At 66.0% G+C, this 24,083-nt stretch carries 25 protein-coding genes, 2 tRNA genes, 1 other RNA gene and 1 pseudogene; 13 read left to right on the top strand and 16 right to left on the bottom strand.

Features of this window, described 5'->3' with window-relative positions; translation table 11 throughout:
- Window positions 1-124: 124 nt before the first annotated feature.
- Window positions 125-1,258 (top strand): LacI family DNA-binding transcriptional regulator, encoded by a 1,134-nt coding sequence (locus tag BACI349Y_RS08730; protein WP_159631774.1) that lies wholly within the window; start codon window positions 125-127, stop codon window positions 1,256-1,258.
- The gene (locus BACI349Y_RS08725) at window positions 1,258-2,025 is read left to right on the top strand and encodes an alpha/beta hydrolase (RefSeq protein WP_159631773.1); all 768 of its coding nucleotides are present in this window, start codon (window positions 1,258-1,260) and stop codon (window positions 2,023-2,025) included. The genes BACI349Y_RS08730 and BACI349Y_RS08725 overlap by 1 nt, the downstream gene beginning before the upstream one ends.
- Here the strand turns inward: BACI349Y_RS08725 and BACI349Y_RS08720 are convergent.
- Window positions 2,022-2,957 carry an aldose 1-epimerase family protein gene (locus BACI349Y_RS08720; RefSeq protein WP_159631772.1) on the bottom strand — a complete coding sequence of 312 codons (936 nt, stop codon included), beginning with the start codon at window positions 2,955-2,957 and terminating at the stop codon, window positions 2,022-2,024. The genes BACI349Y_RS08725 and BACI349Y_RS08720 overlap by 4 nt on opposite strands.
- Window positions 2,958-3,036: 79 nt before the next feature.
- Here BACI349Y_RS08720 and BACI349Y_RS08715 point away from each other — a divergent pair, with 79 nt between their 5' ends.
- A complete protein-coding gene (locus BACI349Y_RS08715; protein ID WP_159631771.1) occupies window positions 3,037-3,744 on the top strand; it encodes a DNA alkylation repair protein in 708 nt (235 codons plus the stop codon).
- Between the two features lie 6 nt (window positions 3,745-3,750).
- On the opposite strand, the gene mptB is transcribed toward BACI349Y_RS08715, so the two are convergent.
- Window positions 3,751-5,307 (bottom strand): polyprenol phosphomannose-dependent alpha 1,6 mannosyltransferase MptB, encoded by a 1,557-nt coding sequence (gene mptB, locus BACI349Y_RS08710; RefSeq protein WP_201302416.1) that lies wholly within the window; start codon window positions 5,305-5,307, stop codon window positions 3,751-3,753.
- A gap of 155 nt (window positions 5,308-5,462) precedes the next feature.
- On the opposite strand from mptB, the gene orn reads away from it, so the two are divergent.
- The 3 genes from orn (at window position 5,463) to def (ending at window position 6,997) form a co-directional block, all read left to right on the top strand.
- Window positions 5,463-6,092, top strand: coding sequence for an oligoribonuclease (orn, locus tag BACI349Y_RS08705; RefSeq protein ID WP_159631770.1), 630 nt, complete (start codon window positions 5,463-5,465; stop codon window positions 6,090-6,092).
- A gap of 129 nt (window positions 6,093-6,221) precedes the next feature.
- Window positions 6,222-6,294 (top strand) — tRNA-His (locus BACI349Y_RS08700).
- Window positions 6,295-6,424: 130 nt separating this feature from the next.
- Window positions 6,425-6,997 (top strand): peptide deformylase, encoded by a 573-nt coding sequence (gene def, locus BACI349Y_RS08695; RefSeq protein WP_159631769.1) that lies wholly within the window; start codon window positions 6,425-6,427, stop codon window positions 6,995-6,997.
- Between the two features lie 51 nt (window positions 6,998-7,048).
- Here the strand turns inward: def and BACI349Y_RS08690 are convergent, their stop codons facing one another.
- The 5 genes from BACI349Y_RS08690 to rnpB form a co-directional block, all read right to left on the bottom strand.
- Window positions 7,049-7,846, bottom strand: coding sequence for an HNH endonuclease family protein (locus BACI349Y_RS08690; RefSeq protein WP_159631768.1), 798 nt, complete (start codon window positions 7,844-7,846; stop codon window positions 7,049-7,051).
- Window positions 7,847-7,972: 126 nt separating this feature from the next.
- Window positions 7,973-8,182, bottom strand: coding sequence for a hypothetical protein (locus BACI349Y_RS08685; RefSeq protein ID WP_159631767.1), 210 nt, complete (start codon window positions 8,180-8,182; stop codon window positions 7,973-7,975).
- Between the two features lie 75 nt (window positions 8,183-8,257).
- Complete coding sequence (locus tag BACI349Y_RS08680; RefSeq protein WP_159631766.1) at window positions 8,258-9,736, bottom strand: glyceraldehyde-3-phosphate dehydrogenase; 1,479 nt, start codon at window positions 9,734-9,736, stop codon at window positions 8,258-8,260.
- A 271-nt stretch (window positions 9,737-10,007) separates the two neighbouring features.
- Window positions 10,008-10,541 (bottom strand): TspO/MBR family protein, encoded by a 534-nt coding sequence (locus tag BACI349Y_RS08675; RefSeq protein WP_201302415.1) that lies wholly within the window; start codon window positions 10,539-10,541, stop codon window positions 10,008-10,010.
- A 44-nt stretch (window positions 10,542-10,585) separates the two neighbouring features.
- An RNA gene (gene rnpB / locus BACI349Y_RS08670) (RNase P RNA component class A) lies at window positions 10,586-10,973 on the bottom strand.
- Window positions 10,974-11,031: 58 nt separating this feature from the next.
- Here rnpB and BACI349Y_RS08665 point away from each other — a divergent pair.
- Window positions 11,032-11,796 carry a YaaA family protein gene (locus BACI349Y_RS08665; protein ID WP_159631765.1) on the top strand — a complete coding sequence of 255 codons (765 nt, stop codon included), beginning with the start codon at window positions 11,032-11,034 and terminating at the stop codon, window positions 11,794-11,796.
- Between the two features lie 27 nt (window positions 11,797-11,823).
- On the opposite strand, the gene BACI349Y_RS08660 is transcribed toward BACI349Y_RS08665, so the two are convergent.
- Together BACI349Y_RS08660 and BACI349Y_RS08655 are read right to left on the bottom strand one after the other, a co-directional pair.
- Entirely contained in the window at window positions 11,824-12,561 is a 738-nt protein-coding gene (locus tag BACI349Y_RS08660) for a zinc ribbon domain-containing protein (RefSeq protein WP_159631764.1), read from the bottom strand.
- 61 nt (window positions 12,562-12,622) lie between these two features.
- A complete protein-coding gene (locus BACI349Y_RS08655) occupies window positions 12,623-13,546 on the bottom strand; it encodes a Nif3-like dinuclear metal center hexameric protein (RefSeq protein ID WP_201302414.1) in 924 nt (307 codons plus the stop codon).
- 100 nt (window positions 13,547-13,646) lie between these two features.
- Here BACI349Y_RS08655 and msrA point away from each other — a divergent pair, with 100 nt between their 5' ends.
- The 3 genes from msrA (at window position 13,647) to epsC (ending at window position 15,796) form a co-directional block, all read left to right on the top strand.
- Window positions 13,647-14,171 carry a peptide-methionine (S)-S-oxide reductase MsrA gene (gene msrA, locus BACI349Y_RS08650; protein WP_159631763.1) on the top strand — a complete coding sequence of 175 codons (525 nt, stop codon included), beginning with the start codon at window positions 13,647-13,649 and terminating at the stop codon, window positions 14,169-14,171.
- A 65-nt stretch (window positions 14,172-14,236) separates the two neighbouring features.
- Entirely contained in the window at window positions 14,237-15,172 is a 936-nt protein-coding gene (gene cysK / locus BACI349Y_RS08645; protein WP_159631762.1) for a cysteine synthase A, read from the top strand.
- A 39-nt stretch (window positions 15,173-15,211) separates the two neighbouring features.
- On the top strand, window positions 15,212-15,796 hold the full coding sequence (gene epsC / locus BACI349Y_RS08640; protein WP_159631761.1) for a serine O-acetyltransferase EpsC: 585 nt from the start codon (window positions 15,212-15,214) through the stop codon (window positions 15,794-15,796).
- Window positions 15,797-15,828: 32 nt separating this feature from the next.
- Here the strand turns inward: epsC and BACI349Y_RS08635 are convergent, their stop codons facing one another.
- Both BACI349Y_RS08635 and gndA read right to left on the bottom strand, forming a co-directional pair.
- Entirely contained in the window at window positions 15,829-16,662 is an 834-nt protein-coding gene (locus BACI349Y_RS08635; protein WP_159631760.1) for an oxidoreductase, read from the bottom strand.
- 135 nt (window positions 16,663-16,797) lie between these two features.
- Complete coding sequence (gene gndA, locus BACI349Y_RS08630; RefSeq protein WP_159631759.1) at window positions 16,798-18,234, bottom strand: NADP-dependent phosphogluconate dehydrogenase; 1,437 nt, start codon at window positions 18,232-18,234, stop codon at window positions 16,798-16,800.
- A gap of 232 nt (window positions 18,235-18,466) precedes the next feature.
- On the opposite strand from gndA, the gene BACI349Y_RS08625 reads away from it, so the two are divergent.
- Complete coding sequence (locus BACI349Y_RS08625) at window positions 18,467-19,192, top strand: FadR/GntR family transcriptional regulator (RefSeq protein WP_159631758.1); 726 nt, start codon at window positions 18,467-18,469, stop codon at window positions 19,190-19,192.
- A gap of 163 nt (window positions 19,193-19,355) precedes the next feature.
- On the opposite strand, the gene BACI349Y_RS08620 is transcribed toward BACI349Y_RS08625, so the two are convergent.
- From BACI349Y_RS08620 to BACI349Y_RS08600, 5 genes are all read right to left on the bottom strand, one after another.
- The gene (locus BACI349Y_RS08620; RefSeq protein ID WP_159631757.1) at window positions 19,356-19,646 is read right to left on the bottom strand and encodes a hypothetical protein; all 291 of its coding nucleotides are present in this window, start codon (window positions 19,644-19,646) and stop codon (window positions 19,356-19,358) included.
- Window positions 19,647-19,747: 101 nt separating this feature from the next.
- Window positions 19,748-19,823: transfer RNA gene (locus BACI349Y_RS08615), tRNA-Val, on the bottom strand.
- Between the two features lie 97 nt (window positions 19,824-19,920).
- Window positions 19,921-20,841, bottom strand: a complete 921-nt coding sequence (locus BACI349Y_RS08610) for an NAD-dependent protein deacetylase (RefSeq protein ID WP_159631756.1) — start codon at window positions 20,839-20,841, stop codon at window positions 19,921-19,923.
- 6 nt (window positions 20,842-20,847) lie between these two features.
- Entirely contained in the window at window positions 20,848-21,342 is a 495-nt protein-coding gene (locus BACI349Y_RS08605; protein ID WP_159631755.1) for a peroxiredoxin, read from the bottom strand.
- The gene (locus BACI349Y_RS08600) at window positions 21,339-21,758 is read right to left on the bottom strand and encodes a DUF3052 domain-containing protein (RefSeq protein ID WP_141160169.1); all 420 of its coding nucleotides are present in this window, start codon (window positions 21,756-21,758) and stop codon (window positions 21,339-21,341) included. The genes BACI349Y_RS08605 and BACI349Y_RS08600 overlap by 4 nt, the downstream gene beginning before the upstream one ends.
- A gap of 549 nt (window positions 21,759-22,307) precedes the next feature.
- On the opposite strand from BACI349Y_RS08600, the pseudogene BACI349Y_RS08595 reads away from it, so the two are divergent.
- Both BACI349Y_RS08595 and BACI349Y_RS08590 read left to right on the top strand, forming a co-directional pair.
- A pseudogene (locus BACI349Y_RS08595) lies at window positions 22,308-22,580 on the top strand (hypothetical protein); the annotation flags it as partial.
- 186 nt (window positions 22,581-22,766) lie between these two features.
- Window positions 22,767-24,011 (top strand): PucR family transcriptional regulator, encoded by a 1,245-nt coding sequence (locus BACI349Y_RS08590; RefSeq protein ID WP_159631754.1) that lies wholly within the window; start codon window positions 22,767-22,769, stop codon window positions 24,009-24,011.
- Window positions 24,012-24,083: the final 72 nt, after the last annotated feature.

The raw sequence follows: 24,083 nt of genomic DNA, 5'->3' as shown, positions 1-24,083 counted from the left end.
AAAGCGCATTCCCACTGCTTCCATGATGCACGGCGCGCTTCCCCTTGGCAAGCGCTTTCCGGAAGTAGTTTGAACTGCCATAATGTGCTTTAGCCTTCGAGCCCGTACAAGACCAGGAGATGCAGTGGCTGCAAGTACCCTTACCGAGGTGGCCCGCCTTGCCGGCGTTTCACCCGCCACGGCCTCCCGCGTGCTGAACGGATCCGCCCGCAAACCGGGGAAGGACATTGCCGAACGGGTCCGGCAGGCGGCTGAGTCGCTCGGCTACATCCCCAACGCCCAGGCACAGGGGCTGGCGAAATCCAGTTCCGGCCTGATCGGCCTGATCGTCCATGACATTGCCGATCCCTACTTCGCGGCCATTGCCAGGGGCGTGCAGGAAGCCGCCCGGGAACAGCGGAAGATGGTACTCCTTGCCACCACCGGCGGCGGCCCCGCGGAGGAAAAGGAAGCGGTGGCTGCGTTCGCGGCGCGCCGGGCAGACTCGATCGTGATCGCCGGTTCCCGCTCGTGCCGCGACGAGGACAAGGACGGCAACAGCGAGCTGGCAGCCGAACTTGACCGGTATTGCCGCAACGGCGGCCAGGTGGCCGTGGTGGGCCACCCCGTCGTGGGTGCAACTGCTCCGGAGGGGTACCACGTGGTTAAAGTGCCCAACCAGGAGCTGGCCGGCCGGCTGGCCACCGAACTTGCGGGCAGCTGGGACGGGGACTTCGTCATTGTCGGCGGTCCCGAAGGCCTCCTGACCTCCGATGACCGGGTCCGCGGTTTCCAGGAGGGACTGGAACGGGCCGGGCGCCGGCCGGCGGAAGTGCTCCGCAGCGCGTTCAACCGGTCCGGTGGATATGACGCCGGGCTTGAACTGGCTGCCCGGATCAAGGCAGCCCGGACCAACGCGGGCCCGTCCGGAGAAGTGGGCCCGTCCGGTGAGGGGGGCGGCGCACCCAAGCTGTGCATTTTCGCCGTCAACGATGTGATGGCCATCGGGGCGGCGGCAGCATTGCGGTCCGAGGGGCTCCGCATCCCCCGCGACGCCGCCATTGCCGGTTTCGACGATATTGAGACCCTCCGCGACTTCCGGCCGGCCCTTTCCACGGTCCGCCTGCCGCTGGAGGACATTGGGCGCGTGGCCACCCGGGCCACCCAGCGGAGGCTTGCCGGCGACGAGGGCGACGGCGGCGACGGCGCCGACGACGCTTCACCCGGTGACATCACAGGCGAGGTCACGCTGCGGCGCAGCACCGAAGCTGCCGCCTGATGGCGGCGCGTGCGCTTACGGCAGTTCCCGCCCGTCCCGGGGCTGCCGGCGCCCGGCCGGCCATCCTGGTCCTGCCGGGAGGAGGATACGCCCGCCAGGCTGATCACGAAGCGGAGCCCGTTGCAGAGTGGCTGGCCAGCCTGGGCATCCACGCCTTCGTCCTCCGCTACAGGGTGGCCCCTGACCGGCACCCTGCTCCCCTGGAGGACGCAAAGGAAGCAATGCTCCACATCAGGAAGGGACAGCACCGGTTCGCCGTCGACCCGGAGCGCATCGGCGTCCTGGGCTTCTCCGCCGGCGGCCACCTGGCGGCCACCCTCAGCACGGAAGCTGCCACCGGAAACCCGGACCTGGACGTGCCCGCAGCCGTCCCCGACCTCTCGGTGCTCTGCTATCCGGTTGCATCACTGACCCACGAGGCGCACCAGGGATCGGTGGCAAACCTCCTTGGCGGCGCGCCGCCGTCGGACCTCCTCAGGGCCCTCTCGCCGGAGCTGAACGTCACTCCCCGGACGCCGCCGGCCTTCCTCTGGCATACAGCCGATGACGACGCCGTTCCGGTGAGCAACAGCCTGAACTATGCCAGGGCGCTCTTTGCCGCCGGCGTTCCGGCGGAACTGCATGTCTTCCCGCAGGGACGGCATGGGCTGGGGCTTGCCGCGGACCACCCCGGACCACGGCAGTGGACCGCACTGTGCGCAGCCTGGCTGCAGCGTGCCGGATGGACGGACTCCGTCCACCAAGCCGCCACGGCCGGCCCCGCCTAGCCCCGCGCCCGCCGAGGCCGGACCGGCCTAGCCCAGCCCAGAGCGCGGATGGTCCAGCCCGCCGAGTGGGCCTGGCCGGGCTGCAGGTGCACCAGGTCCGTGCCTGAATGCAGGGCATCAGGCGGACACGTCATGGGTTCAACAGCCAGGCCCAGCCGGTCCGGGCGGGCGGGCTTGTCGCCGGTGTGCACCTGGACCCAGGGCCATTCGGCGCCCCATTCGAGTTCCACACCTGTACCTGACGGGTCCAGTACCCGCACCCGGGCCAGGCCCGCACCGTCCCGGGCGATGTCCGTGAAGGCATGGTCGATCTTCACCGGCCCCAGACGCCGGGGCGAACGGAAGTCGAAGGCATCGTCCACCTGCCGCATGCCCACCGGCAGCAGCCGGTCAGGGGTCACCTCCAGGTAGGCAGCGGCCGGCAGATCCAGCGTCCAGTCATCCAGCGGGGACGGACCGGCCACCAGGTAGGGGTGGGGGCACACCCCGTACGGGGCGGCAGCGGCACCGGTGTTGACCGCCCGCACCATGCCATGGAGCCCGTCGTCGGAGAGCGTATAGGTCACCGACAACTCCAGGTCCCCCGGGTAATCCGGGCCGGCCGGAATGCGGCAAACCAGGACGGCGCGGTCCGCGGCCGCTTCCAGCACATTCCATGTCCTGTGGATGGCAAGGCCATGCAGGGCAGCGCCGCGTTCCGGTTCGTTGACGGCAGCGGCATAGGACTTGCCCCCATACGAGTAGGTGCCGTCCGCCAGGCGGTTGGGCCAGGGCGCGCAGATGACGCCGCGGTAGTCGGGTACGGGTCCGTCGGGGCCAAAGCCCACCACCAAGTCCCTGTCCCCGTGGCGGAGTTCCCTAAGCGCCCCGCCGCGGAGGGTGACGACGGCGGAGTAGAGTCCGTGGGCGAGGTGGACTTCAGTTCCGGGCATGGTTACCTCTGCGTCGTAGTGTGTTAGCGCTCACCAGCCTACCGCACCGCCGGCGCTGTCCACTGGCTACAGTTGCCCCATGGATACGGCCGCCGACCAGGACCTCATCGCCTCCGTCAGGGGTGCACTCCACGGGCTGGCCGACCCTGTCCGGGCTGCGGGAGCGCAGGCCTACATGAAGTCCGAGCTCCCCTCGCTCGGCGTACGGGTTCCCGAGGTGCGGCGCATCGCGAAGCGGGCTGCCCGGGAGCATCCGCCGGTTTCCGCCGGGCAGCTGCGCGCCACCGTGCTGGACCTGTGGCGCACCTCCACGTTCCGGGAGGAGAAGTACGCGGCCATCGACCTGACAGCACACCGGCTGGTGGCCTCCGACCTGGACATGCTTCCTGTGTACGCAGAAATGATCCGGACAGGTGCATGGTGGGATTTTGCCGATGGCGTGTCCGGCCGGATCTGCACCCTGCTGCAGTCGCACCCCCGGGAGATGTCCGGTCTCCTGCTGCAGTGGAGCAAGGACCCCGACCTTTGGATCCGCAGGGCCGCCATCACGTCGCAGTTGCGCGCCGGGAAGGCCACCGACACGCGACTGCTCGCCGCCATCATCGAGCCGAACCTGGCGGACCGGGAGTTCTTCATCCGCAAGGCCATCGGCTGGGCGCTGCGCGAGTACGCCAAGACCGCACCGGAGTGGGTGGAGGCGTTCGTTTCCCGCAACAAGGACGCCATGAGTCCGTTGTCGCGGCGGGAGGCCCTGCGCAGAATCAGCGCCGGGGCCGCACAGCAATAGCCGCCGCTAGATCACGGGACGTTCGACGACGGGCTGGTGCGATTTGCGGAACAGCCTGCGGGTGCCGGGGTCCCAGAAGATCAGGTACAGGGCAAAGAGCAGGGCGGTCAGCGCCGCGGCAACGCGGGCCAGGGCGAGGGCGAAGCCGAGGTCCTGGGTCTGGAGGTACGGGAAAACGTCCAACTGGTCCGAAATCGCGTAGATCATGAAGAAGGACACCACGAAGTACAGGGCCTTGACCTGCCAGTCGTTCCTGATGCCGGTCACGGCAAAGAGCGGTATGAGCCAGACGACGTACCAGGCCTGGATGATGGGGGCCAGCAGGACCACGGCCGCCAGGGCGAGCGTGAGGCGGCGCATCAGGCGGTCGTAGTCACCCTTGAAGATCTGCCAGGCGACGATGCCCACGGCCAGCAGCTTGCCGGCGTCGAATACCCAGCCCGCGGGGACCGAACCGTCAAAGCCGAAAGCGGTGGCCAGGGATCCGACCACCATGCCAATCAAGCCCACCGGGGCGTACCAGATCGAAATGCTGCCCGGCGCGGACAGGCCGTTGATCCAGCCGAAGCCGAACCCGTTGACCATGCTCAAGGCGGTCAACAGCGCCAGGCTCAGGCCGGCCGTCAGGGCCCAAAACGCCACTTTCCGGAGCCAGCCCGCGTTCCGGCCTGCCCACAGGAGGCCGATGAAGGGCAGGAAGACAATGGTGATGGGCTTCACCGCGATGGAAAGGGTCACCAGGGCGATGCCACGGACCTGGCGCCGGGTCGCGGAGTAGTACAAGCCTGCCAGGGCGAGCCCGATCATCAGGGAGTCGTTGTGGACACTGGCAATGAAATTGGTCAGGAAGAGCGGGTTGGCCACGGTCAGCCAGAGAGCGCGGTGCGGGTTCACGCCGTGCAGTTCGGCGAGCCGGGGCACGTAGACGACGCAGAGCACCACACCGGCCAGCGCCACCAGCCGGAAGAGCATGACGCACGCCTCCGGCTGGACGTTGGTCACCCAGACGACGAACTGCTCGATCCACAGGAACAGCTGGCCATAGGGAACCGGCGCCTCGGTCCACATTTTGTCGGCGCCGAGCTGGAAGTAGTTGGACAGCGCGGAAATGCCGTTTTCGTACGGATTGAAGCCCTCCACCATCAGGCGCCCCTGCCCGATGTACGCATACACGTCGCGGCTGAACAGCGGCACGCTGAACATCATGGGAAGTCCCCATGCCACCACCGCGGACAGGGTTGCCCGCCGTGCCTGTTCACCCCACACCCGGACTTTCTGGCCCAGCCGCAGCCAGGCACGCACCAGCAGCATGCCGCCGATGGCCACCAGGACGATGGACAGCGCCACGCCGGGAGCCTCCGTCCGCATCCAGATAAACACGGGCATCCGCCGCAGTTCCGAGACCGGGGCCAGCCAGCCGACGCCAATGGAGCCAATCATCATGAACATGGAGCCCAGGAAACCGGCAAGCAGGGGTGAGCGCGGATTGTCCACCTCGGCACTGCCCGTTCCGGCAATACCGGCCGCCGCCATCTCCCCCGTTGCGGGCACAGGCGCCGTCATCTCAGGATCGTCCAATCTTGTTGCGTTTTCCGCTGTTGATCCGGCGGGCCGCACGGGCCGGCCGGGACACGATTAAGGGGCGGAAGGGCGACCCGCCGCGTACCGAAATCCTAGCATCGGCAGGGTGCCCGGAAGTGTAACGGTAGGCTGGTCCGGTGCCTATATCTAACGAACGAATCGTCTGGATCGACTGCGAAATGACCGGCCTGGACATCAAGAACGACGCCCTGATCGAGGTGGCAGCACTGGTCACCGACTCGGAGCTCAACATCCTTGGTGAGGGCGTCGACGTCGTCATCAAACCCGACGATGCCGCAGTGGCCCAGATGTCCGACTTCGTCCGGGACATGCACACCAAGTCCGGGCTGCTGGCGGAGCTGCCACACGGCAAGACGATGGCAGAAGCAGAGGCCGCGGTCATGGAGTACATCTCCACGTGGGTCCCGGATCCGCGCAAAGCACCTCTGGGCGGCAACTCCGTGGGAACCGACCGGGTGTTCCTGTCCCGCGACATGCCTGCCGTGGTGGAGCACCTGCATTACCGGGTCATTGACGTCAGCACCATCAAAGAGCTCTCGCGCCGGTGGTACGCCCGGGCGTACTTCCAGTCGCCGGCGAAGAAGGGTGGCCACCGCGCGCTGGGAGACATCAAGGACTCCATCGACGAGCTCCGCTACTACCGCGAGGCAGTGTTCGTCCCCGGCCCCGGGCCGGACAGCGCCACCGCACAGAAGATTGCCAGGGGAATCACCAACGGGGACGCCGGGAACCAGTCCGCGGAGTAATCTGCGCCACGTTTTGAGGAAATTTCGCTCAAATCGCTGAAAGTGGACAAAGCACCCTGTTCGAGCAGGTAAGCTATTTGAGTTGCGTTTCCAGGGAGCCGCTCCGGTGGAATTCCCTTGAGGCACATGGTGGGCGTAGCTCAGTTGGCAGAGCGCCTGGTTGTGGTCCAGGAGGTCGCGGGTTCAACCCCCGTCGCTCACCCTCACGGGGCGGCACATGCAGCCGTCAACAAAGGAGGCCGCACCGGATATCCGGTGCGGCCTCCTTTGTCGTGCCCCACCGGGCACACGCATTGCAGCCGGGGACACCGCGAAGCCGAAGGACTACTGATATGACCGTTCTGCCGATCACCATCTGGGGCGAGCCTGTCCTGCACCGCCGCGCCGCCAAGGTGGAGGTCTTCGACGACGAACTGCGCACCCTGATTGCCGACATGTTCGAAACCAACGACGCCGCCAACGGGGTGGGCCTGGCCGCCCCGCAGATCGGCGTCGGCAAGCGGATCTTCGTTTACAAGTACGCCAATGACGACGGCGCTCCCCCAACCGGCGTCCTGGTGAATCCCGTCCTGACCCTGTCGAAGGTCTCAGGTGCTGCTCCCGATCCTGATGAAGAGGAAGAGGGCTGCCTGTCCTTCCCGGGCGAACAGTATCCGCTCAAGCGGGCCGAATGGGCCCGGGTGGAGGGCTTTGACGGGTTCGGGGAACCGGTCCGCTTCGAGGCCACAGGCTGGTTTGCCAGGGTCATCCAGCACGAGTATGACCACCTGGACGGCAAGCTGTACGTCAACCGGCTGTTGGACCGGTATTCCCGCAAGGCCATGAAGCAGGCCAAGAAGAACGGCTGGGGCGTGCCGGGGCTGACCTGGATGCCCGGCGTTGACCCGGATCCCTTCGGACACTGACCGGTCCAGCCACGGGGCCGCCGGCCACCGAGCCGGCCCTGCGGATGCCGGTCAGCCTGCCGTAATGGTCTGCTGCTGGGGGCAGGAGGCCAGGACCCGCTTCATGGCGTCCTTTTCCGCTGCCGTTACCCACAGCCCGTACGCGGCCTTCACGGAAATCTGCCGGGCCACGTAATGGCAGCGGATTGCCGTGTTTTTGGGCAGCCAGGTAGCGGCGTCCCCCGCGCTTTTTTGCTGATTGGCGGCGCCGTCCGCCGCGATGAGGTTCAGGGGATCGTTTGCCAGGCTCTGGCGTTCCTTCGGCGCCAAACGCTGGGCGCCCTTTTGCCAGGCATCACCCAGGGCGACGACGTGGTCGATCTGGACCGCGCGGCTGCTGTCCGAACCGCGCCGGAAATCAATATCCTGCCCCGTGTAGGGTTCCCGGAAGTGCCCGGCCGTCACCTTGCAGGAGGAACCCTCTGAGAACACAACATCGGCGAGGTCCCGGCGAAGAATGTCATTGCGGGTGTCGCAGCCGTTGCGGTCCACATCGAGCCAGGCCTGGCCAAAGGCCTCCCGGCTGTAATCGGTGCTGGGCGCCCGCCCTTTGACAGCCAGGCCGTCAAGGGCTGCGAGGGCGCTGCCGGCCGGCACAGGGTTGGGTTCCTGGACCGGCTTCATCCAGGCGGGGTCGAAGACCGGCGCCTCCGTGGGCCCCTCCGTGGCGGGCCCGGCTGCCGCGAACTGTCCGGCGGTGAAGAACCAGAACAGTGCGGCAAGGACGGAGACCGCGGCCGTCACCAGAAGCGCCCAGGCCTGCCGGGAACGGCGGCGTGCGCGGCGGTAGGCGGACCAGCTGACGGTCACGGGGTTGACGCCGGGAGGGGAAAGTCGGGCACCCCAAGAGCCTAGGACAATGGGGCCGGCCGTCCGCTGATATCCACACTGTTGAGGACGAGTGATGGGTCACAGCGCCCGGTGGTGGCCGCCGGGTTATTGTTCTCTGGTGACCCTACGCAGGTCTTCTTCCGCGATGGACAGCAGGTCCTCGAGCTGGCGCACCCGCTCGTCGGTGACGTCGCCGGTCCTCTGGGCGGCACGGGCGCGTTCCAGGAGCCGCACGGCTTCCTTATGGTTGGCTTTGGCCACGTCCAGTGCGTGCTCGAGGGTGGTTTCGTGCTGAAGTGTCGATTCGTTGTCCATGCCACCAGTGTGGTCCCGTTTCCCGGCTGATTCCAGAGAATCAGCCGGGAATTCGCAGGACGCGGGCGAAGGTGGCTAGACGGCGATCGCGGCCAGGGCGGCAGCGCTTTCCTTGGCAGGGAAGGACGGCGGGTTCACGCCTGCCATCTCTTCCATGACGCGGACCACCTGGCAGCTGTAACCGAACTCGTTGTCGTACCAGACGTAGAGGACCAGGTTCTTGTCCGTGGACACGGTCGCCAGGCCGTCCACGATCCCGGCGCGGCGGGATCCGACGAAGTCGGTGGAGACAACCTCGGGCGAGTCGATGTAGTCGATCTGCTTGCGCAGGTCCGAGTGGAGCGACATTTCACGCAGGTAGTTGTTGACCTCGTCCTTGGTGGTGCCGTTTTCAAGGGTGAGGTTCAGGATGGCCAGCGAAACGTCCGGGGTGGGGACCCGGATGGAGCTGCCGGTGAGCTTGCCCAGGAGTTCGGGCAGGGCCTTCGCCACTGCCTTGGCCGCACCGGTTTCGGTGATGACCATGTTCAGCGCAGCGGAACGGCCGCGGCGGTCGCCCTTGTGGAAGTTGTCGATCAGGTTCTGGTCGTTGGTGAAGGAGTGGACGGTTTCCACGTGGCCGTGGACCACGCCGAACTTGTCGTTGATGGCCTTCAGGACCGGGGTGATGGCGTTGGTGGTGCAGGACGCCGCGGAAACGATCTTGTCCGAGTCGGTGATGTCCCGGTGGTTGATGCCGTGGACGATGTTCTTCAGTTCACCCTTGCCCGGCGCGGTCAGCAGGACCCGCGCGACGCCCTTGCTCTGCAGGTGCTGGGACAGGCCTTCGGCGTCGCGCCAGCGGCCGGTGTTGTCCACCACCAGGGCGTTGTTGATGCCGTAGGCGGTGTAGTCGATGGTGGCGGGGTCGTTCGAGTAGATGACCTGGATCTGGACACCGTTGGCAGTGATGGTGTTGGCCGCCTCGTCGATCCGGATGGTGCCTTCGAAGGACCCGTGGACGGAGTCGCGGCGCAGCAGGCTGGCCCGCTTGGAGAGGTCGTTGTCGGATCCGCGGCGCACCACAATGGCGCGCAGGCGCAGGCCGTGGCCACCGCCGGCCTTTTCGATGAGGAGGCGGGCCAGGAGGCGGCCGATGCGGCCAAAGCCATAGAGCACGACGTCGGTGCTGGTGCGGTCATCGCCGCCCCGCTTGCCCACGATTTCGGCGAGCTCTTCGCGGAGGAATTCCTCCAGCGTGGCGCCGTTGCCTTCTTCCTTGAACTTCTGGTTCAGGCGGGCGATGTCGATCGCGGCGGCACCCAGTTCGAGTCCGGCCAGCGTGTTCAGCAGGGGCGCCGTGTCCTCCAGGAGCAGTTCGTCCTTGCTCATCCGGCGCGCGAAGCGGTGCGCCTTGAGGATGTTCATGGTGGACTTGTTGATCAGGCTCCGGCCGTGGATGCTGGTCACCACGTTGTTTTCGCGGTACAGCCTGCCGATCACCGGGATCATGGCCTCGGCGAGGGCCTCCCGGCCCATCCACGTATCAAGACAAGAATCAGACGTCTGGCTCACAGAAATACCTTCCTCGGTTCAGCCGTGTACGTCGTCGTACACAGATGTAGGCCACCTGATGATGTCCAGGGGCACCGGCGCCCGCAGGGGATGGTCCCCAGGCGCCTGGATCGCGTGCAAAGAAAAACCGCCGGTTGCGGACGCAACTTTCGGCGGTAGAACTCCTGCGTCCGGAATCCATTCTAATTTGGCACGGTCCACGGAACACGCTCGGGATGCGTGAAATCACTCACACGCCCGGGGCGGACCGCACAACGCAGACTGCCGGCCTTCAGTTGTGGATGGCAGAGTACAGGTTCAGGCTGGCGGAGAACACGAGCCAGGAAAAGTACGGCAGCACCAGGTACCCGGCGGTGGCGTCCACCGGTCCGAAGCGCAGGATCAGGAACGCCAGGGTTGCGGTCAGCGCGCAGATGACAGCAAAGGCTGCCCACAGGGCCACCACTCCAAGCATGGGATACATCGCGAAGAACGTCACCGGCCACGCAGTGTTGAGCAGCAGTTGCCCCACATAGCCGGCAAGGGTGCCCCCGGACAGGCGCCCTTTGCGCCAGACCAGCCAGGCCGCTGCCGCCACGCCGGCATAGAGCACCATCCAGGTGGTGCGGAACATCCACGACGGCGGCATCCACGGAGCTTTCAGCGAGCCCGCGTACCAGCCGTTGGAGTTAAGGATGATGGGAACTGAGGCGAGTACCCAGGCCAGCGCGGAAAGGGCCAGGAAACCGGCGAGGGCAACACCCTGTGAACGGACGCCGGGAATGCCCGCTGCGGGTGCGGGACGGGTTTCAGGAATTACGGGCACGGTTCAGGATCCCCGACGCATAGCCCGTGGTCAAACGCGGTTTAAGGATGGGACAGCCGATACGCCGGGTTCTGTTCTCCCCTGCCGTTACCGGAAAGGGAGCGACGGCCATCCATCTACGAGTACCGTTGCCGGCACCCTCCAGCGGCCTACCCGGACACTCGGGCGGGCAGCCCTCGAACGTGTCCTGTCTGGCCTTGCTCCGGGTGGGGTTTACCTAGCCTTCCCGGTCACCCGGGAAGCTGGTGGTCTCTTACACCACCGTTTCACCCTTACCTGCCCTCCCCGGCCGGAGCCGGAAATGCAGGCGGTCTGTTTTCTGTGGCACTGGCCTGCGGGTTACCCCGAGTGGGCGTTACCCACCACCCTGCCCTGCGGAGCCCGGACGTTCCTCGAGCCACTTGCGTGGCGCGCGGCCGTCTGGCTGTCCCATCCGGGTCCCAGTCTACCGGCGCCGCCGGCCGCCTTTTGCCGCCGGTAGGATCGGACGGTGCTGATTCTGCTTCCCCCTTCCGAAGGCAAGACACCCGCGCTCCGCGGCCCCGCCGTCGACTGGACCGCCCTGGGCTTCCCGGAGCTCAACCCGTACCGCGCCAAGGTCCTTGAGGCGCTGGGAACAGTCAGCGCCCACCAGGATGCCCTCGCCCTGCTGGGCGTCGGAGCGTCCCTGCGGGACGACGTCGAACGCAATACGCGACTGCATGCCGAACCGGCGGCGCCGGCGCACAGCATTTATTCGGGCGTCCTGTATGACGCCCTGGGCTACCGGACGCTGACGCCGGTTCAGCGCCGGAAGGCCGATGAGTCCGTCCTGGTGATCTCGGCGCTGTGGGGGGCCCTGCGCTTTGGCGACAGCGTTCCTGCCTACCGGTTGTCCATGGGCACGTCCTTGCCCGACGTCGGCCGGCTGGCTCCCTTCTGGAAGGCGCAGCTTGCCGACACCCTGGGCGCAGCAGCCCAGGGACACCTTGTGGTGGACTGCCGGTCCAGCACGTACGCAGCGGCGTGGGCGCCCGCGGCGGAACAGACCGTCTCCGTGAATGTCTTCACCGAGAGTGCAGGTGTCCGCAAGGTAGTGAGCCACTTCGCCAAGCACACGCGCGGCGAACTGGCGCGGCACCTGCTGGTGCGCCGCGGCAAAGCCCCGGCCACGCCGTCGGACCTCCTGAAGGCCGCGCGCGAACAGTGGGAAGCCGAACTGGTGCCCGGGACCGCACGCAAGCCGCACGCCCTGAACATCATCCTGCCGGGCTGACCGCCCGGCAGGGTGCCTGTGGGCTGCTTAGGACCACTCGTCCGAACGGACCAGGATGGCGCCGGAGTCCGGGCAGAAAACGATGTCGTCGGCAGCAGCTGCCTTGATCTCGGCGAGGTCGCCGGGGCTGAGCTTCATGCCCGAGGCTTCCGACGTTCCGTGGAAGAGCCGGGCCGCACCCACTCCCCGCTTGGCCAGCGTCTTCTCGTAGACCGCCACCAGGCCCGCGTCCAGGCCTTGGGCAAATTCGCCGCGCTGGGCACGCAGGCCCGCCGCTTCCGTTTCCACTTCGGCCAGGGCCGCATCGAGCTCGGCCCTGATGGTTCCAAAGGACCCCTGGATGTCATCGACGATCTGCTGCTGGGCTGCCTGCCGCTCCCGCAGCGAGTCGAGCCGCTCCATGACTTCCAGTTCCACGTCTTCAAGGTCCGAGCGCCGCTTGTTCAGCGACGCGATGTCCTTTTGAAGCGCCACCAGGTCCTTGGACAGGCCGGTGCCGCTGTTGAGCCTGGCTTCGTCGCGTTCGATGCGCGAGGCAACCTGTTCGACGTCGGCCTCTGCCCGCTTCAGCGCGGCCTCGGCGTCGTGCACGGCCACCTTGGCTGCGCCCAGTTCACCGTTGGCGACGGACAGGGCGGCCTCGAGGTCCTTGATGCGGGGATCGTTTTCCAGCGTGCGGCGGCGGTTGGCGAGGCCCTTCAGCCGGGCATCAAGCCCCTGCAGTTCGAGCAACTTCAACTGTTCCGCCGGTGCTGCCTTGGCCACGTTTACCTCCGCTAGATCCCTTCCGGCCGGGGCCGGGCACCGAACCGGCGCTTCCTAGACTCTAGCCGGGAGTGAGGATGAAGTCCCACGGATCGCTGTTGGTGGTGCTGACCAGGATCTCAACGTCATGGCCCTGGTCGGACAGGACGTTGCCCAGGGCCGCGGCGGCGGCAGGCAGCCACAGCCATTCGCTGGCAAAGTGCGACACGTCCACCAGGTACGGCCGTCCATTGAGGGCGGCCTCGCGCGCCTCCGACGCCGGGTGGTGGCGAAGGTCGGCGGTGACGTAGACGTCGGCATTGCTGGCCCGCACTTCGTTGAACAACGAATCGCCGGCACCGCCGCACACCGCGATGCGCCGAACCAGCCCGTCCTTATCGCCGGAAACACGCACTCCCCCGGCCACGGAGGGAAGGATCCCGAATACGCGGGCGGCGAAGTCGCCCAGGCTCATGGCATCCGCGAGGTCGCCCACGCGCCCGATGCCTTCCTCCGGCAGCCCGTTGGCCGCCACGGTCAACGGGGCGACGTCCTGGAGTCCCAGGGCGTCAGCCAGGACATCGGAGACACCTCCGACGGCGGAGTCGCCGTTGGTGTGCACGGTCAGCAGTGCCGTCCCCGACTCAATAAGCCGGTGCACCGCCCGCCCCTTTGCCGACGTGGCTGCCACGGACGTGACGCCCTTCAACAGCAGGGGGTGGTGGGTGATGAGCAGCTCCGCTCCCCACTCAACCGCTTCCTCAATGACTTCCAGGGTGGGATCGACCGCGAACATCACCTTTGTGACGGGGGCGGACGGGTGGCCCGCGACGAGCCCTACCTCATCCCAGGTCTCCGCCAGGGATTCCGGCCACAGCTCCTCAACCGCAAGCAGCAGCTCAGCCAAAGTCGGGGCGTCCGCGGAACCGGCCGCGGGCGGCGTGTCGGAGGAGGCCTCGCCGTCGTGATCTGCCTGGCCGGTAACGTCGGTGTCCACAGGTTCCATAGTCTTAGTTTTACCCCATGGGCTTCCCGCCGCCGCAGTTTACGGCGCTGTGCCGAGGTACCCGGGGAATCTTCCGGCGCTGTCAACCATTGAAGAGGTCATGAAAACTTTTGTTCTTGGCGGAGGGTGCTTCTGGTGCCTTGACGCCGTCTACCAGAAGACCAGGGGCGTCACCTCCGTTGTATCCGGCTACACCGGCGGGCACGACCCCCACCCGGACTACTACTCGGTCTGCAGCGGGACCACCGGGCACGCCGAAGTTGTGGCGGTGACGTTCGATGAGGACATCATCCCGGCGGAGGTGGTCCTGGACATGTTCTTCGCCCTGCATGACCCCACCACGCTGAACCGCCAGGGATACGACGTCGGCACCCAGTACCGCTCCTCGATGTTCTACGAAACCGACGAGGAAAAGATCCTGTTCGAGGAAGCCATCGACCGCAACCAGGCCCTGTGGTCCCACCCCCTCGTTACCGAGGTCAGCCGGCTGCCGCGGTTCCACGTGGCGGAGGAATTCCACCAGGATTACTACGCAAAGCACCCGGAACAGGGGTACTGCCAAGTGATCATCAACCCCAAGCTGGCCAAGGCCAGGAAATATTACTCTGCATGGCTTAACGCTTAGCCCGGCGTTACGCGGCCTCGTTAGGCTGACCTCAGTATCCACCCCTTAGAGATAGGCGTATGTACATGGCACGGATCTATGACGATGTAACGCAGCTGGTCGGCGGGACCCCGCTGGTTCGGTTGAACCGGCTCAGCGAAGGGCTGGACGCCACCGTTGCCGTGAAGCTGGAGTTCTACAACCCGGCCAACAGCGTCAAGGACCGCATCGGTGTCGCCATCATCGACGCCGCGGAAAAGTCGGGCGCCCTGAAGCCCGGCGGCACCATCGTTGAAGGCACCTCCGGCAACACGGGCATTGCCCTGGCCATGGTGGGTGCCGCACGCGGGTACAAGGTCATCCTCACCATGCCCGAGACCATGTCCACAGAGCGCCGGGTCATGCTGCGTGCCTTCGGCGCCGAGATTGTGCTGACTCCGGGATCAGAGGGTATGCGCGGCGCCGTGGAGAAGGCCCAGGAAATCGTGGCCAACACCGAGAACTCCATCTGGGCACAGCAGTTCGCCAACGAAGCCAACCCGGAGATCCACCGCAAGACCACGGCAGAAGAGGTCTGGGCCGACACCGACGGCGCCGTTGACATCTTCGTGGCAGGCATCGGCACCGGCGGAACCATCACCGGCGTCGGACAGGTCCTGAAGGAGCGCAAGCCCGGCGTGCAGATCGTGGCCGTGGAACCCAAGGACTCCCCCATCCTGAACGGCGGCGCCCCCGGCCCGCACAAGATCCAGGGCCTGGGCGCCAACTTCATCCCGGAACTGCTGGACACCAATGTCTACGATGAGGTCATCGACGCCACCCTCGAAGATTCGGTCCGCGTCGCCCGCGACCTGGGCATCAAGGAGGGCATCCTTGGCGGCATCTCCTCCGGAGCCATCGTCTGGGCTGCCCTGGAACTGGCCAAGCGGCCGGAAAACGCCGGCAAGCTGATCGTGGCCGTGGTGTGCGACTTCGGTGAGCGTTACATCTCCACCGTGCTCTATGACGACATCCGCGGCTGATCAGTCCGCTCTCCGCCCGATTCCTGTAGAAAGAACTTTGTGGGCTTTTTCGCAAGACTAAAGGAAGACCTCGACGCCGCCCGGTCCCACGACCCGGCGGCTCGAGGTTCTTTTGAGAACTTTTTCGCCTATTCCGGGCTGCATGCCATCTGGATCCACCGGCTGACCCACCGCATGTGGCAGAAGCCGGAGCTGCGTTTCCCGGCCCGGCTCCTGTCGCAGCTGGGCAGGTCCTGGACCGGGATCGAGATCCATCCAGGCGCCACCATTGGCCGCCGCTTCTTCATCGACCACGGCATGGGGGTGGTGATCGGCGAGACTGCCGAGATCGGCGAGGACGTGATGATCTATCACGGTGTGACGCTGGGCGGCCGTTCGCTGGCCAGGATCAAGCGGCACCCCACGATTGGCGACCGCGTGACCATCGGTGCGGGCGCCAAGATCCTGGGGCCCATCACCATTGGCCGGGACAGTGCCGTGGGAGCCAACGCCGTGGTGGTCAAGGACGCGCCGCCGGAGTCCATCATCACCGGAGTTCCCGCCAAGTGGCGGCACCGGGATGCCCAGCGGGAGACCAAGCCCGCGGTGGATCCGGCCGAATACGACATCGAGTACCGGATCTAGCGGACGCAGTTCGGGCCCGGCCCGCTGCGTTGCTAACCGGGGAAACGCCTGTAGATGGCCCACAGAACGGCATCGAAGGCATGGTCCGGGAGCAGCCGGCGCAGCAGCAGGATGGCCCGCGCGCCCTTACCCACCGGATACCGGGTCTTGGGCCGCGGCGAGGTGGCGGCATGGACAATCGCCTCCGCAATAACCTCCGGGCGCGAGGACATTGCCGAGCCGTCGGTGGAGGCCAGCGCGGCTGCCACGACCTTGGCCTGCACCGCATAAGGTCCCGTGCCTGAATTGGCCAACAGGCCCTCGGAGGAGATGGCCCCCCATTCAGACTGGGTACCGCCCGGTTCGATAATGGCCACGTCGATTCCGTGCGGCTTGAGCTCCACCCGGAGCGAATCGCTGAGGCCCTCCACCGCGAACTTCGTGGCGTGGTACCAGGCGCCCAGCGGCTCGTACATCTTTCCGCCGATCGATGAGATATTGATGATCCGGCCCCTGCCGGCGGCGCGCATGGCCGGCAGGACGAGCTGCGTCATCCGGGCCAGCCCGAAAAGGTTGACCTCAAACTGCCGCCGGCCTTCGGCCAGCTCCACTTCCTCCAGCGACCCGTAGGACCCGTACCCGGCGTTGTTGACCAGCACGTCGATCCTGCCGTGGGCTGCGAGAACCTCCCCCACGGCCGCACCCATGGACTCCTCGTCTGTCACATCCAGCGGCAGGATCCGGACGCCGTCAGCCCTGAGCGGTTCCATTTTCTCCACCCGGCGGGCGCCGGCGTAGACGGTGAAACCGTGGGCCGCGAGCTTTTTTGCGGCTTCAAAGCCGATTCCCGTGGACGCGCCGGTGACAAAAACGACAGGCTGGCTCATGGGCGGGACTCCTTGGGACGGTGCGGCGGGACGGGCAGGCAGCGCGGATCGACGGTCGTTCCGGCAGGAAACATCAGCGGCCGGCGCCCCCAGAGTATCGGGTAGCGCCGGCCGCCGGGCCGGAAACGGTGCGGACTAGTGCGTGTCCACCGCTTCGACCTCGGACTTGTCTTCGCCCCAGAGGGTGTGGAAGGTCCCCTCGGCGTCGACGCGGCCGTAGGTGTGGGCGCCGAACAGGTCGCGCTGGCCCTGGATCAGGGCGGCAGCCACGCGCTTGCGCCGCAGGCCGTCGTAGTACGCCAGGGACGACGAGAACACCGGCACCGGAATGCCGAGCTGGACGGCGGTGGCAACAACGCGGCGCCAGGCCGGCAGGGCGTCTGCGATGGCCTTGGTGAACGCCGGCGCGAAGAGCAGGTTGGCCGGCTTCTCGTCGGCGGCGTACGCCTTGGTGATGTCCTTGAGGAGCTCGGCGCGGATGATGCAACCAGCGCGCCACAGGGACGCGATTTCGTCCAGCTTCAGGTCCCAGCCGTATTCCTTGGCCGCGGAGGTGAGCATGTCCAGGCCCTGGGCGTAGGAGACCAGCTTGGAGGCGTAGAGCGCCTGGCGGACGTCCTCGACGAACGTCTCCGGGATCTCCACTGTGGCCTCGTTGCCGGCCAGCAGTTCCTGGCCCAGCTTGCGCTGCGCGGCCTGGGAGGACAGTGCACGGGCAAAGACCGACTCAGCGATCCCCGACACCGGCGAGCCCAGTTCCAGGGCGGAGATGACAGTCCAGCGGCCGGTGCCCTTTTGGCCTGCGGCGTCGACGACGACGTCCACGAACGGCTTGCCGGTCTTGGCGTCAACGTGGCCCAGCACTTCGGCCGAGATCTCGATCAGGAAGGAGGACAGCTCGCCCTGGTTCCACTCGGAGAAGATCTTTGCCTGCTCGGCCGGCTCGATGCCCGCGCCGGAGCGCAGCAGGTCGAAAGCCTCGCCGATGACCTGCATGTCGGCGTATTCGATGCCGTTGTGGACCATTTTGACGAAGTGACCGGCGCCGTCGGTGCCGATCCAGGCGCAGCAGGGCTCGCCGTCGACCTTTGCGGAGATCTTTTCCAGCAGCGGGCCAAGTGCCTTGTAGGACTCTTTGGAACCGCCGGGCATGATGGACGGCCCGTTCAGCGCACCTTCCTCGCCGCCGGACACGCCGACGCCCACGAAGTGCAGGTCCTTCTTGGCCAAGGCCGCTTCCCGGCGGCGGGTGTCCTCGTAGTGGGAGTTGCCGGCGTCGATAATGATGTCGCCCGGCTCCAGCAGCGGCTCCAGCTGTTCGATGACCGAGTCGACGGGCTTGCCGGCCTTGACCATGATGAGGACGCGGCGGGGCTTCTCCAGGGAGTCCACCAGTTCCTGCAGGGTCTCGGTGCGGACGAAGTCACCCTCCGAGCCGTGCTTTTCCAGCAGCGCGTCCGTCTTCTCCACGGACCTGTTGTGCAGCGCAACGGTGAAGCCGTTGCGGGCCAGGTTCCGGGCGAGGTTGGCGCCCATGACGGCGAGTCCGGTGACACCGATGTGTGCAGACATCAATAACTCCAATTCATTGGTGGCCTCGGCTGCCGGCTTCCGCAGGCGGGAAGTCACCGGGCCAGATCAGGGGGTCGGAATAAAGCATATATATTCTGGCGGTGACGCGAAAGTAACGTCCGCGTCATGGAACCCTTTGTGTCGGTGCCAGTCTAGGGCTGCTGCCTTGCAGTGTCCTGGGCCGTGGGCTTGCCTGAGCTCCGGACGCCTGCCAACAACTAGGCTTAGCTTCATGACCAGCAGCCTCCACCACCGTGCCATCGACAACCTGGGCACGCGGATCATCTCGGGGGATCTTCCTGCCGGCCATGTCATGCTCGCGGAGCAGCTTGAGGTTGAACTGAAGGTTTCCCGGTCCGTGATCCGGGAAGCGGTGCGGGTCCTGCAGTCCCTGGGCCTGGTGGAAACCACCAAGCGGGTGGGTATCCGGGTGCTGCCGGCCAGCCGGTGGAATCCCTTTGATCCGCAGGTCATCCGGTGGCGCCTGGCCAGCGATGCACGCGGCGCCCAGCTGCGCTCCCTTGCCGAACTGCGGGCAGCAGTGGAGCCTGCGGCTGCCGAACTGGCCGCGCAGAACGCTCCGGCAGCGCTGCGGATGGAACTCGTGGACGTGGCCCGGGCCATGCGGGAGGCCGGCAACAACGGCGAGGTGGCCCGGTTCCTGGAACTGGACATCCGCTTCCATTCGCTCCTGCTCTCCGGTTCCGGAAACGAGATGTTCGCCAACCTTATGGGCCAGGTGGCGGAAACCCTGACAGGCCGCACCGTCCACGGACTGATGCCCGACCACCCGCACCAGGCCGCCCTGCAGTGGCATGAGGATGTGGCGGAAGCGATCGCCCGTGGCGACGCTGTGTCCGCGCGTGAGGCCTCGGACCGGATCATGCGGCGCACGATGTCCCAAATGGCCGATACCTGGACGGAACAGCCGCGGGTCTTTATTCCTGTTCGGCAGTAAGCATCAGCGGGAACCGGGAAGAGACGTGTAATACCCGCGACATGTGACTTTTTGTTTCCGGGAGTTCACGGTATATTCATCCCAGGCCCTCCACCGCGGCATCCCCCAATAGTCGCGGTGGAGGGTTTTCCAATGCCCGGACAAAGGCGCGGAGCCTGACCTCCTACGCTGCGCCGGCCACCGGTTCCCTCAGCCGCCAGCCGCCGCCCAGCCCGTCCCGCTGAAGATACATGGTGGTCAGGGCCGACCTGGAGTTGTTTCCCAGCCTGACCTGCACCTGCAGGACTTCGACGTCCACACCGCTGCTGCCTTTGGGCATCCGGCGGCTGGTCTCCCACCAGTTGACGCGCTCGAACCACCTCACCGGCTCGGCACCAACAGCCCATTCCCTGCCCCGGCTCAGCACCGCCGTCGGCATTCCATCGCTGTCTGTGTGCACTATGACGTGTTCCATTCCTGCAAGCTATGGCAAGGCACTGACAATGGCGCCGGGAGGGCGGCACAACAAAAAAACCCCGCTGCCTCCGCCATCAGGCGGGGGCAACGGGGTTTTGCTGGTGGGTCCTACCGGGATCGAACCGATGACATCCACGGTGTAAACGTGGCGCTCTACCAGCTGAGCTAAAGACCCAAATCGCGTGGTTTCCGGCCGTTCCGCCGTAACCAACGAACATAGACTCTACCCGACTGTGGGCCGGAAACGCGAATCCATGGAAGAAGTGTCCCGCCTACAGCGAAGGAAGTTCTGCGGCGAGGTAATCCAGTGCCTGGCTGACACCGGTTTCCAGCTTGATGGTTGCCTTGTCATCGCCACGGGTGGCGCCCCGGTTGATGATGACGACGGGCTTGGATTCCTTGGCGGCGTGCCTGACGAACCGCAGGCCGCTCATGACAGTCAGCGACGACCCGGCAACCACCAGCGCCGCAGCCTGGTCCACCATTGCGTACGAGCGCTCCACGCGGTCCTTGGGCACGTTCTCGCCGAAGTAGACGAAATCCGGCTTCAGAGTACCGCCGCAGGCGGGACACACCGCCACCACAAAGCTGCTGATGAGGGCCTGGTCCTCCACGGTGGCGTCAGCGTCGGGGGCCATTTCCACGAGTCCGCCGGCCGCTGCCCGCTCCAGGAAGCCGGGGTTGAGTTCCTCAAACACACCGGCCAGCAGGCGACGGGAGTATGTGCGCCGGCAGTCCAGGCAAACCACCTGGTCATACCTTCCGTGGAGATCCACCACGTTGGCGCTGCCGGCGTCCTGGTGCAGGCGGTCGACGTTCTGGGTTATCAGCCCGGTGAGGTATCCGCGCCGCTCCAGCGCCGCGGCGGAATAGTGGCCCTGGTTCGGGTCTGCATGCCGCATGTGGGACCAGCCGATGTGGTTCCTGGCCCAGTACCGCTGCCGGTTGGCCGCGTCCCGGACGAATTCCTGGTACGTCATGGGCGAACGGGGCGGCGAATCCGGACCGCGGTAATCCGGAATGCCGGAGTCGGTACTGAGGCCGGCACCCGTCAGCAGGGCGAAGGGGGCGCCCGCGAGAAGGTCCCGGATCCGTGCCAGAACGTCGAGGTCATTGCCGGAAGGCGGGGCCGGGGCTACCGGCGGCATGCTGGCGAAGCCGGTAAGGCCCGTCCCCCGCCGTTCCCCAGCCATGCTGCCTCAGGCCTGCTTAAGATCCGCCAGCGCGGCGCGGTATTCGCTGAAGTCGCGGGCCTGGCCGCGGGGGTTCACCACGCTGTACCGGACCCTCCCGTCGCCATCAATGATGAAGGTGGCCCGCTTCGCCATGCCGCTGCCGGCGTCGAACACGCCATAGGCATTCGCCAGGGCGCCGTGGGGCCAGAAATCAGCCAGAAGGTCGAAGGTGTAGCCCTCCTGCGCCGCGTAGGCCCGGAGGCTGAACTTGCTGTCCACGGACACGGCCAGGACAACCGCATTCGAATCCTCGAACATGCCCAGGTTGTCCCGGATTTCGCAAAGTTCGCCGGTACAGATACCCGAAAACGCAAACGGGTAAAAGACCAGCGCCACGTTTTGCCCCCGGAAAGAGGAGAGCTTCACCGGCTCGCCGTATTGGTTGGTTAGCTCAAAATCGGGAGCTGCGGCGCCCAGCGAAGGAACAGCTGCAGACGCGGCCTCAACCGCTGCCGTCACTTGTTCTTCCTGCTGACCAGGCGGACGGCGCTCCAGTCCTTTGAGACCCCGGCTGAGGTGGTGACATGCAGGCCCGCCGTGGGAGCAGCCTCCTGGATTTCCGCCGGCGAAACGTAGCCGTCCCGGCCCGACTTGGGGGTGAGCACCCAGACAACGCCGTTTTCGCTCAGGGTGGTGAGGGAATCCATCAGGCTGTCCACCAGGTCCCCGTCGCCGTCGCGCCACCAAAGGATGACGGCGTCCGCCACCTCATGGTCGTCCTCGTCAAGCATTTCGGACCCGGTGAGGTCCTCAATATCGTCACGCAAGTCGAAATCGACATCGTCGTCGTAACCGAACTCCTGAATCAGATCCCCATTTTTGAAACCCAATTTTTCCGCCACATTTACCGAAGTGGCGGCGTCGGCCTCGCTCACGTGTTCCTCCAATACCTCATATATGCGGTGTGCATAGTGATTTCCATTACTCCCAAGCCAACACCCTTTGTGCCTGCGCTTCAAGCTGCCGCCCCCTGGACTGCGCATATTCTGCGTCACATCGGGCCACAGCGGCCCCGGCACAGGGGCTTTTCGTCACACAACCAGTATGACGAACGAAATACAACTGCAGCACCCGGACCGCAGCTACGCATCGTCTTGCCGTGACGGCTAGAGTGGCTGATGACAACTATGCCTGCGGACGACGACCTTGTGACTCCGTGCAGACATAGGAGCGCTAGGAAGCTGCCCGGCACACATGACCGGGCTGTTGTAACCGATACGTCGCACACGGCGTATATACGCCGGGCAGTCACCCTGCCTGGCCTGAGTGCGCCGATTCATGCGCGCAAAGAGAGGTTGGACGTGGCTGCAGGAGAAGATACCTCCCATATCCTCAGCGGGTTGACTAACCAGCTGCCTGATCGTGATCCGGAAGAGACTGCCGAGTGGGTTGAGTCCCTGGACGCGTTGATCAGGGAACAGGGCACCGACTACATGAAAGCCGTCCCCGACCAGATCCGGCAATTCGTCCCCAACGAATACGCCACCCTCGGCGCCGACGGCTTCGGCTTCTCCGACACCCGCGCAGCAGCCCGCCGCTTCTTCAAGAACGACATCCACTCCATCGTGGTCCGTGCCCTTGAAATGCTGGCGCGCCGCGGCGAGGTGGATGTCGACGCCCCGGTGAAGGCGATTGAGAAGTACAAGCTGCTCAACGTCAACGCCGGCACCACCGGCAACGCCGGAGGCGAAGCCTAGCCTTCCGGCTGGACAGCGGAACCAGCAGCGCTACACGACGGCGGCCCTCACCCCACAAGGTGAGGGCCGCCGTCGTTCTGTCCCGGGGTAAGCCGCCGGCAGGTACGGAGGCTGTGACGCAGCGCAAGGCGGGTTGTAGCCTTCGCACAAATGGAGCTTGCCCCGCGGTGGCCGTATGCTCAAAGAATGCCAGCATCAGCCAGCCAGTCCCCGAAGCGGAAACCGTCCCCGCCGAAGGTCACGCCGGAGAAGTCCGAGACCCTCAAGCAGCTCCGCGCCAACGTGGGCCAGCTCTCCACGACCACCATGCGCAAGCTTGAGCAGTCGCTGCCGTGGTACAGCCGGCTCAGCGCTGATGAGCGTTCCGCACTCGGCATGGTGGCACAGAACGGCATCGCGGCGTTCGTCACCTGGTACGAGCGGCCAAGCTCTCCCTCCTGGATCCTCACCGACGTTTTTGGGACGGCCCCCACGGAACTGACGCGTTCCATCAGCCTGCAGAAGGCGCTCCAGCTGATCAGGATCGTGGTGGAGGTGGTGGAGGACCAGGTTCCCGTCATTGCGCCCGAGGCCGACCAGCCATCCCTGCGGGAGGCCGTGCTGCGCTATTCGCGGGAAGTCGCATTCGCTGCCGCGGACGTCTACGCCCGCGCCGCCGAGTCCCGCGGCTCCTGGGACACCAGGCTGGAAGCTTTGATTGTGGATGCGATCCTGCGCGGCGAAAACACGGATGCCCTGCGCTCCCGTATCGCCGCGCTGGGCTGGAAGGCGCAGGAGCGCTTCACCGTCATGGTGGGCAACTCCCCGTCTGAGCCCAGCGCCAGCTATGTCAGTGAACTGCGTCGGATGGCCGGCCGTTATGCCGAGGACGCGCTGGTGGGCATCCAGGGCGACCGGCTGATCCTCATCCTCGGCGGGGTGCAGGACCGCGAAACCGCCTATGTGAAGCTGAGCGACATGTTCGCCCCCGGGCCGGTGGTCTATGGACCCGAGGCCAGTTCGCTGCTGGAGGCCAGCGGATCCGCCCAATCCGCCTTCGCCGGATTGACGGCAGCCAGGGCGTGGCCGTCTGCGCCACGTCCGGTGGCCGCGGACGACCTGTTGCCGGAGCGGGTGATTTCCGGGGATGACGCTGCCCGGCGCTCACTCGTTAAGAACATCTACCGGCCGCTCCTGGCCGCCTCCAACGGGCTGGTGGAGACACTGGGAACCTACCTGGAACTGGGCCACTCACTGGAGGCCACGGCCCGGGAACTCTTCGTCCATGCCAACACGGTGCGCTACCGGCTGAAGCGGGTCTGCGATGTCACAGGCTGGGACCCGCTGCTGCCGCGGGAGGCATTCGTGCTGCAGGCAGCACTGGTGGTGGGCCGTCTTTCGGCGCCACCGAAGGCCGCCACGGAGCGCCAGGCGTCCCGGAACCAGGCCTGAGGCATTGTAGACTTCCTACAACCTGACCCCGTGAGCTTGGTGCGGAGAAACACCGCTGGATCACACAGTAAT

It is taken from the genome of Arthrobacter sp. 8AJ (assembly GCF_902506025.1).
Taxonomy (GTDB): domain Bacteria; phylum Actinomycetota; class Actinomycetes; order Actinomycetales; family Micrococcaceae; genus Arthrobacter.
The sequence above is the reverse complement of the archived record's forward strand: the minus strand, read 5'-3'. Positions and strand labels throughout refer to the sequence as shown.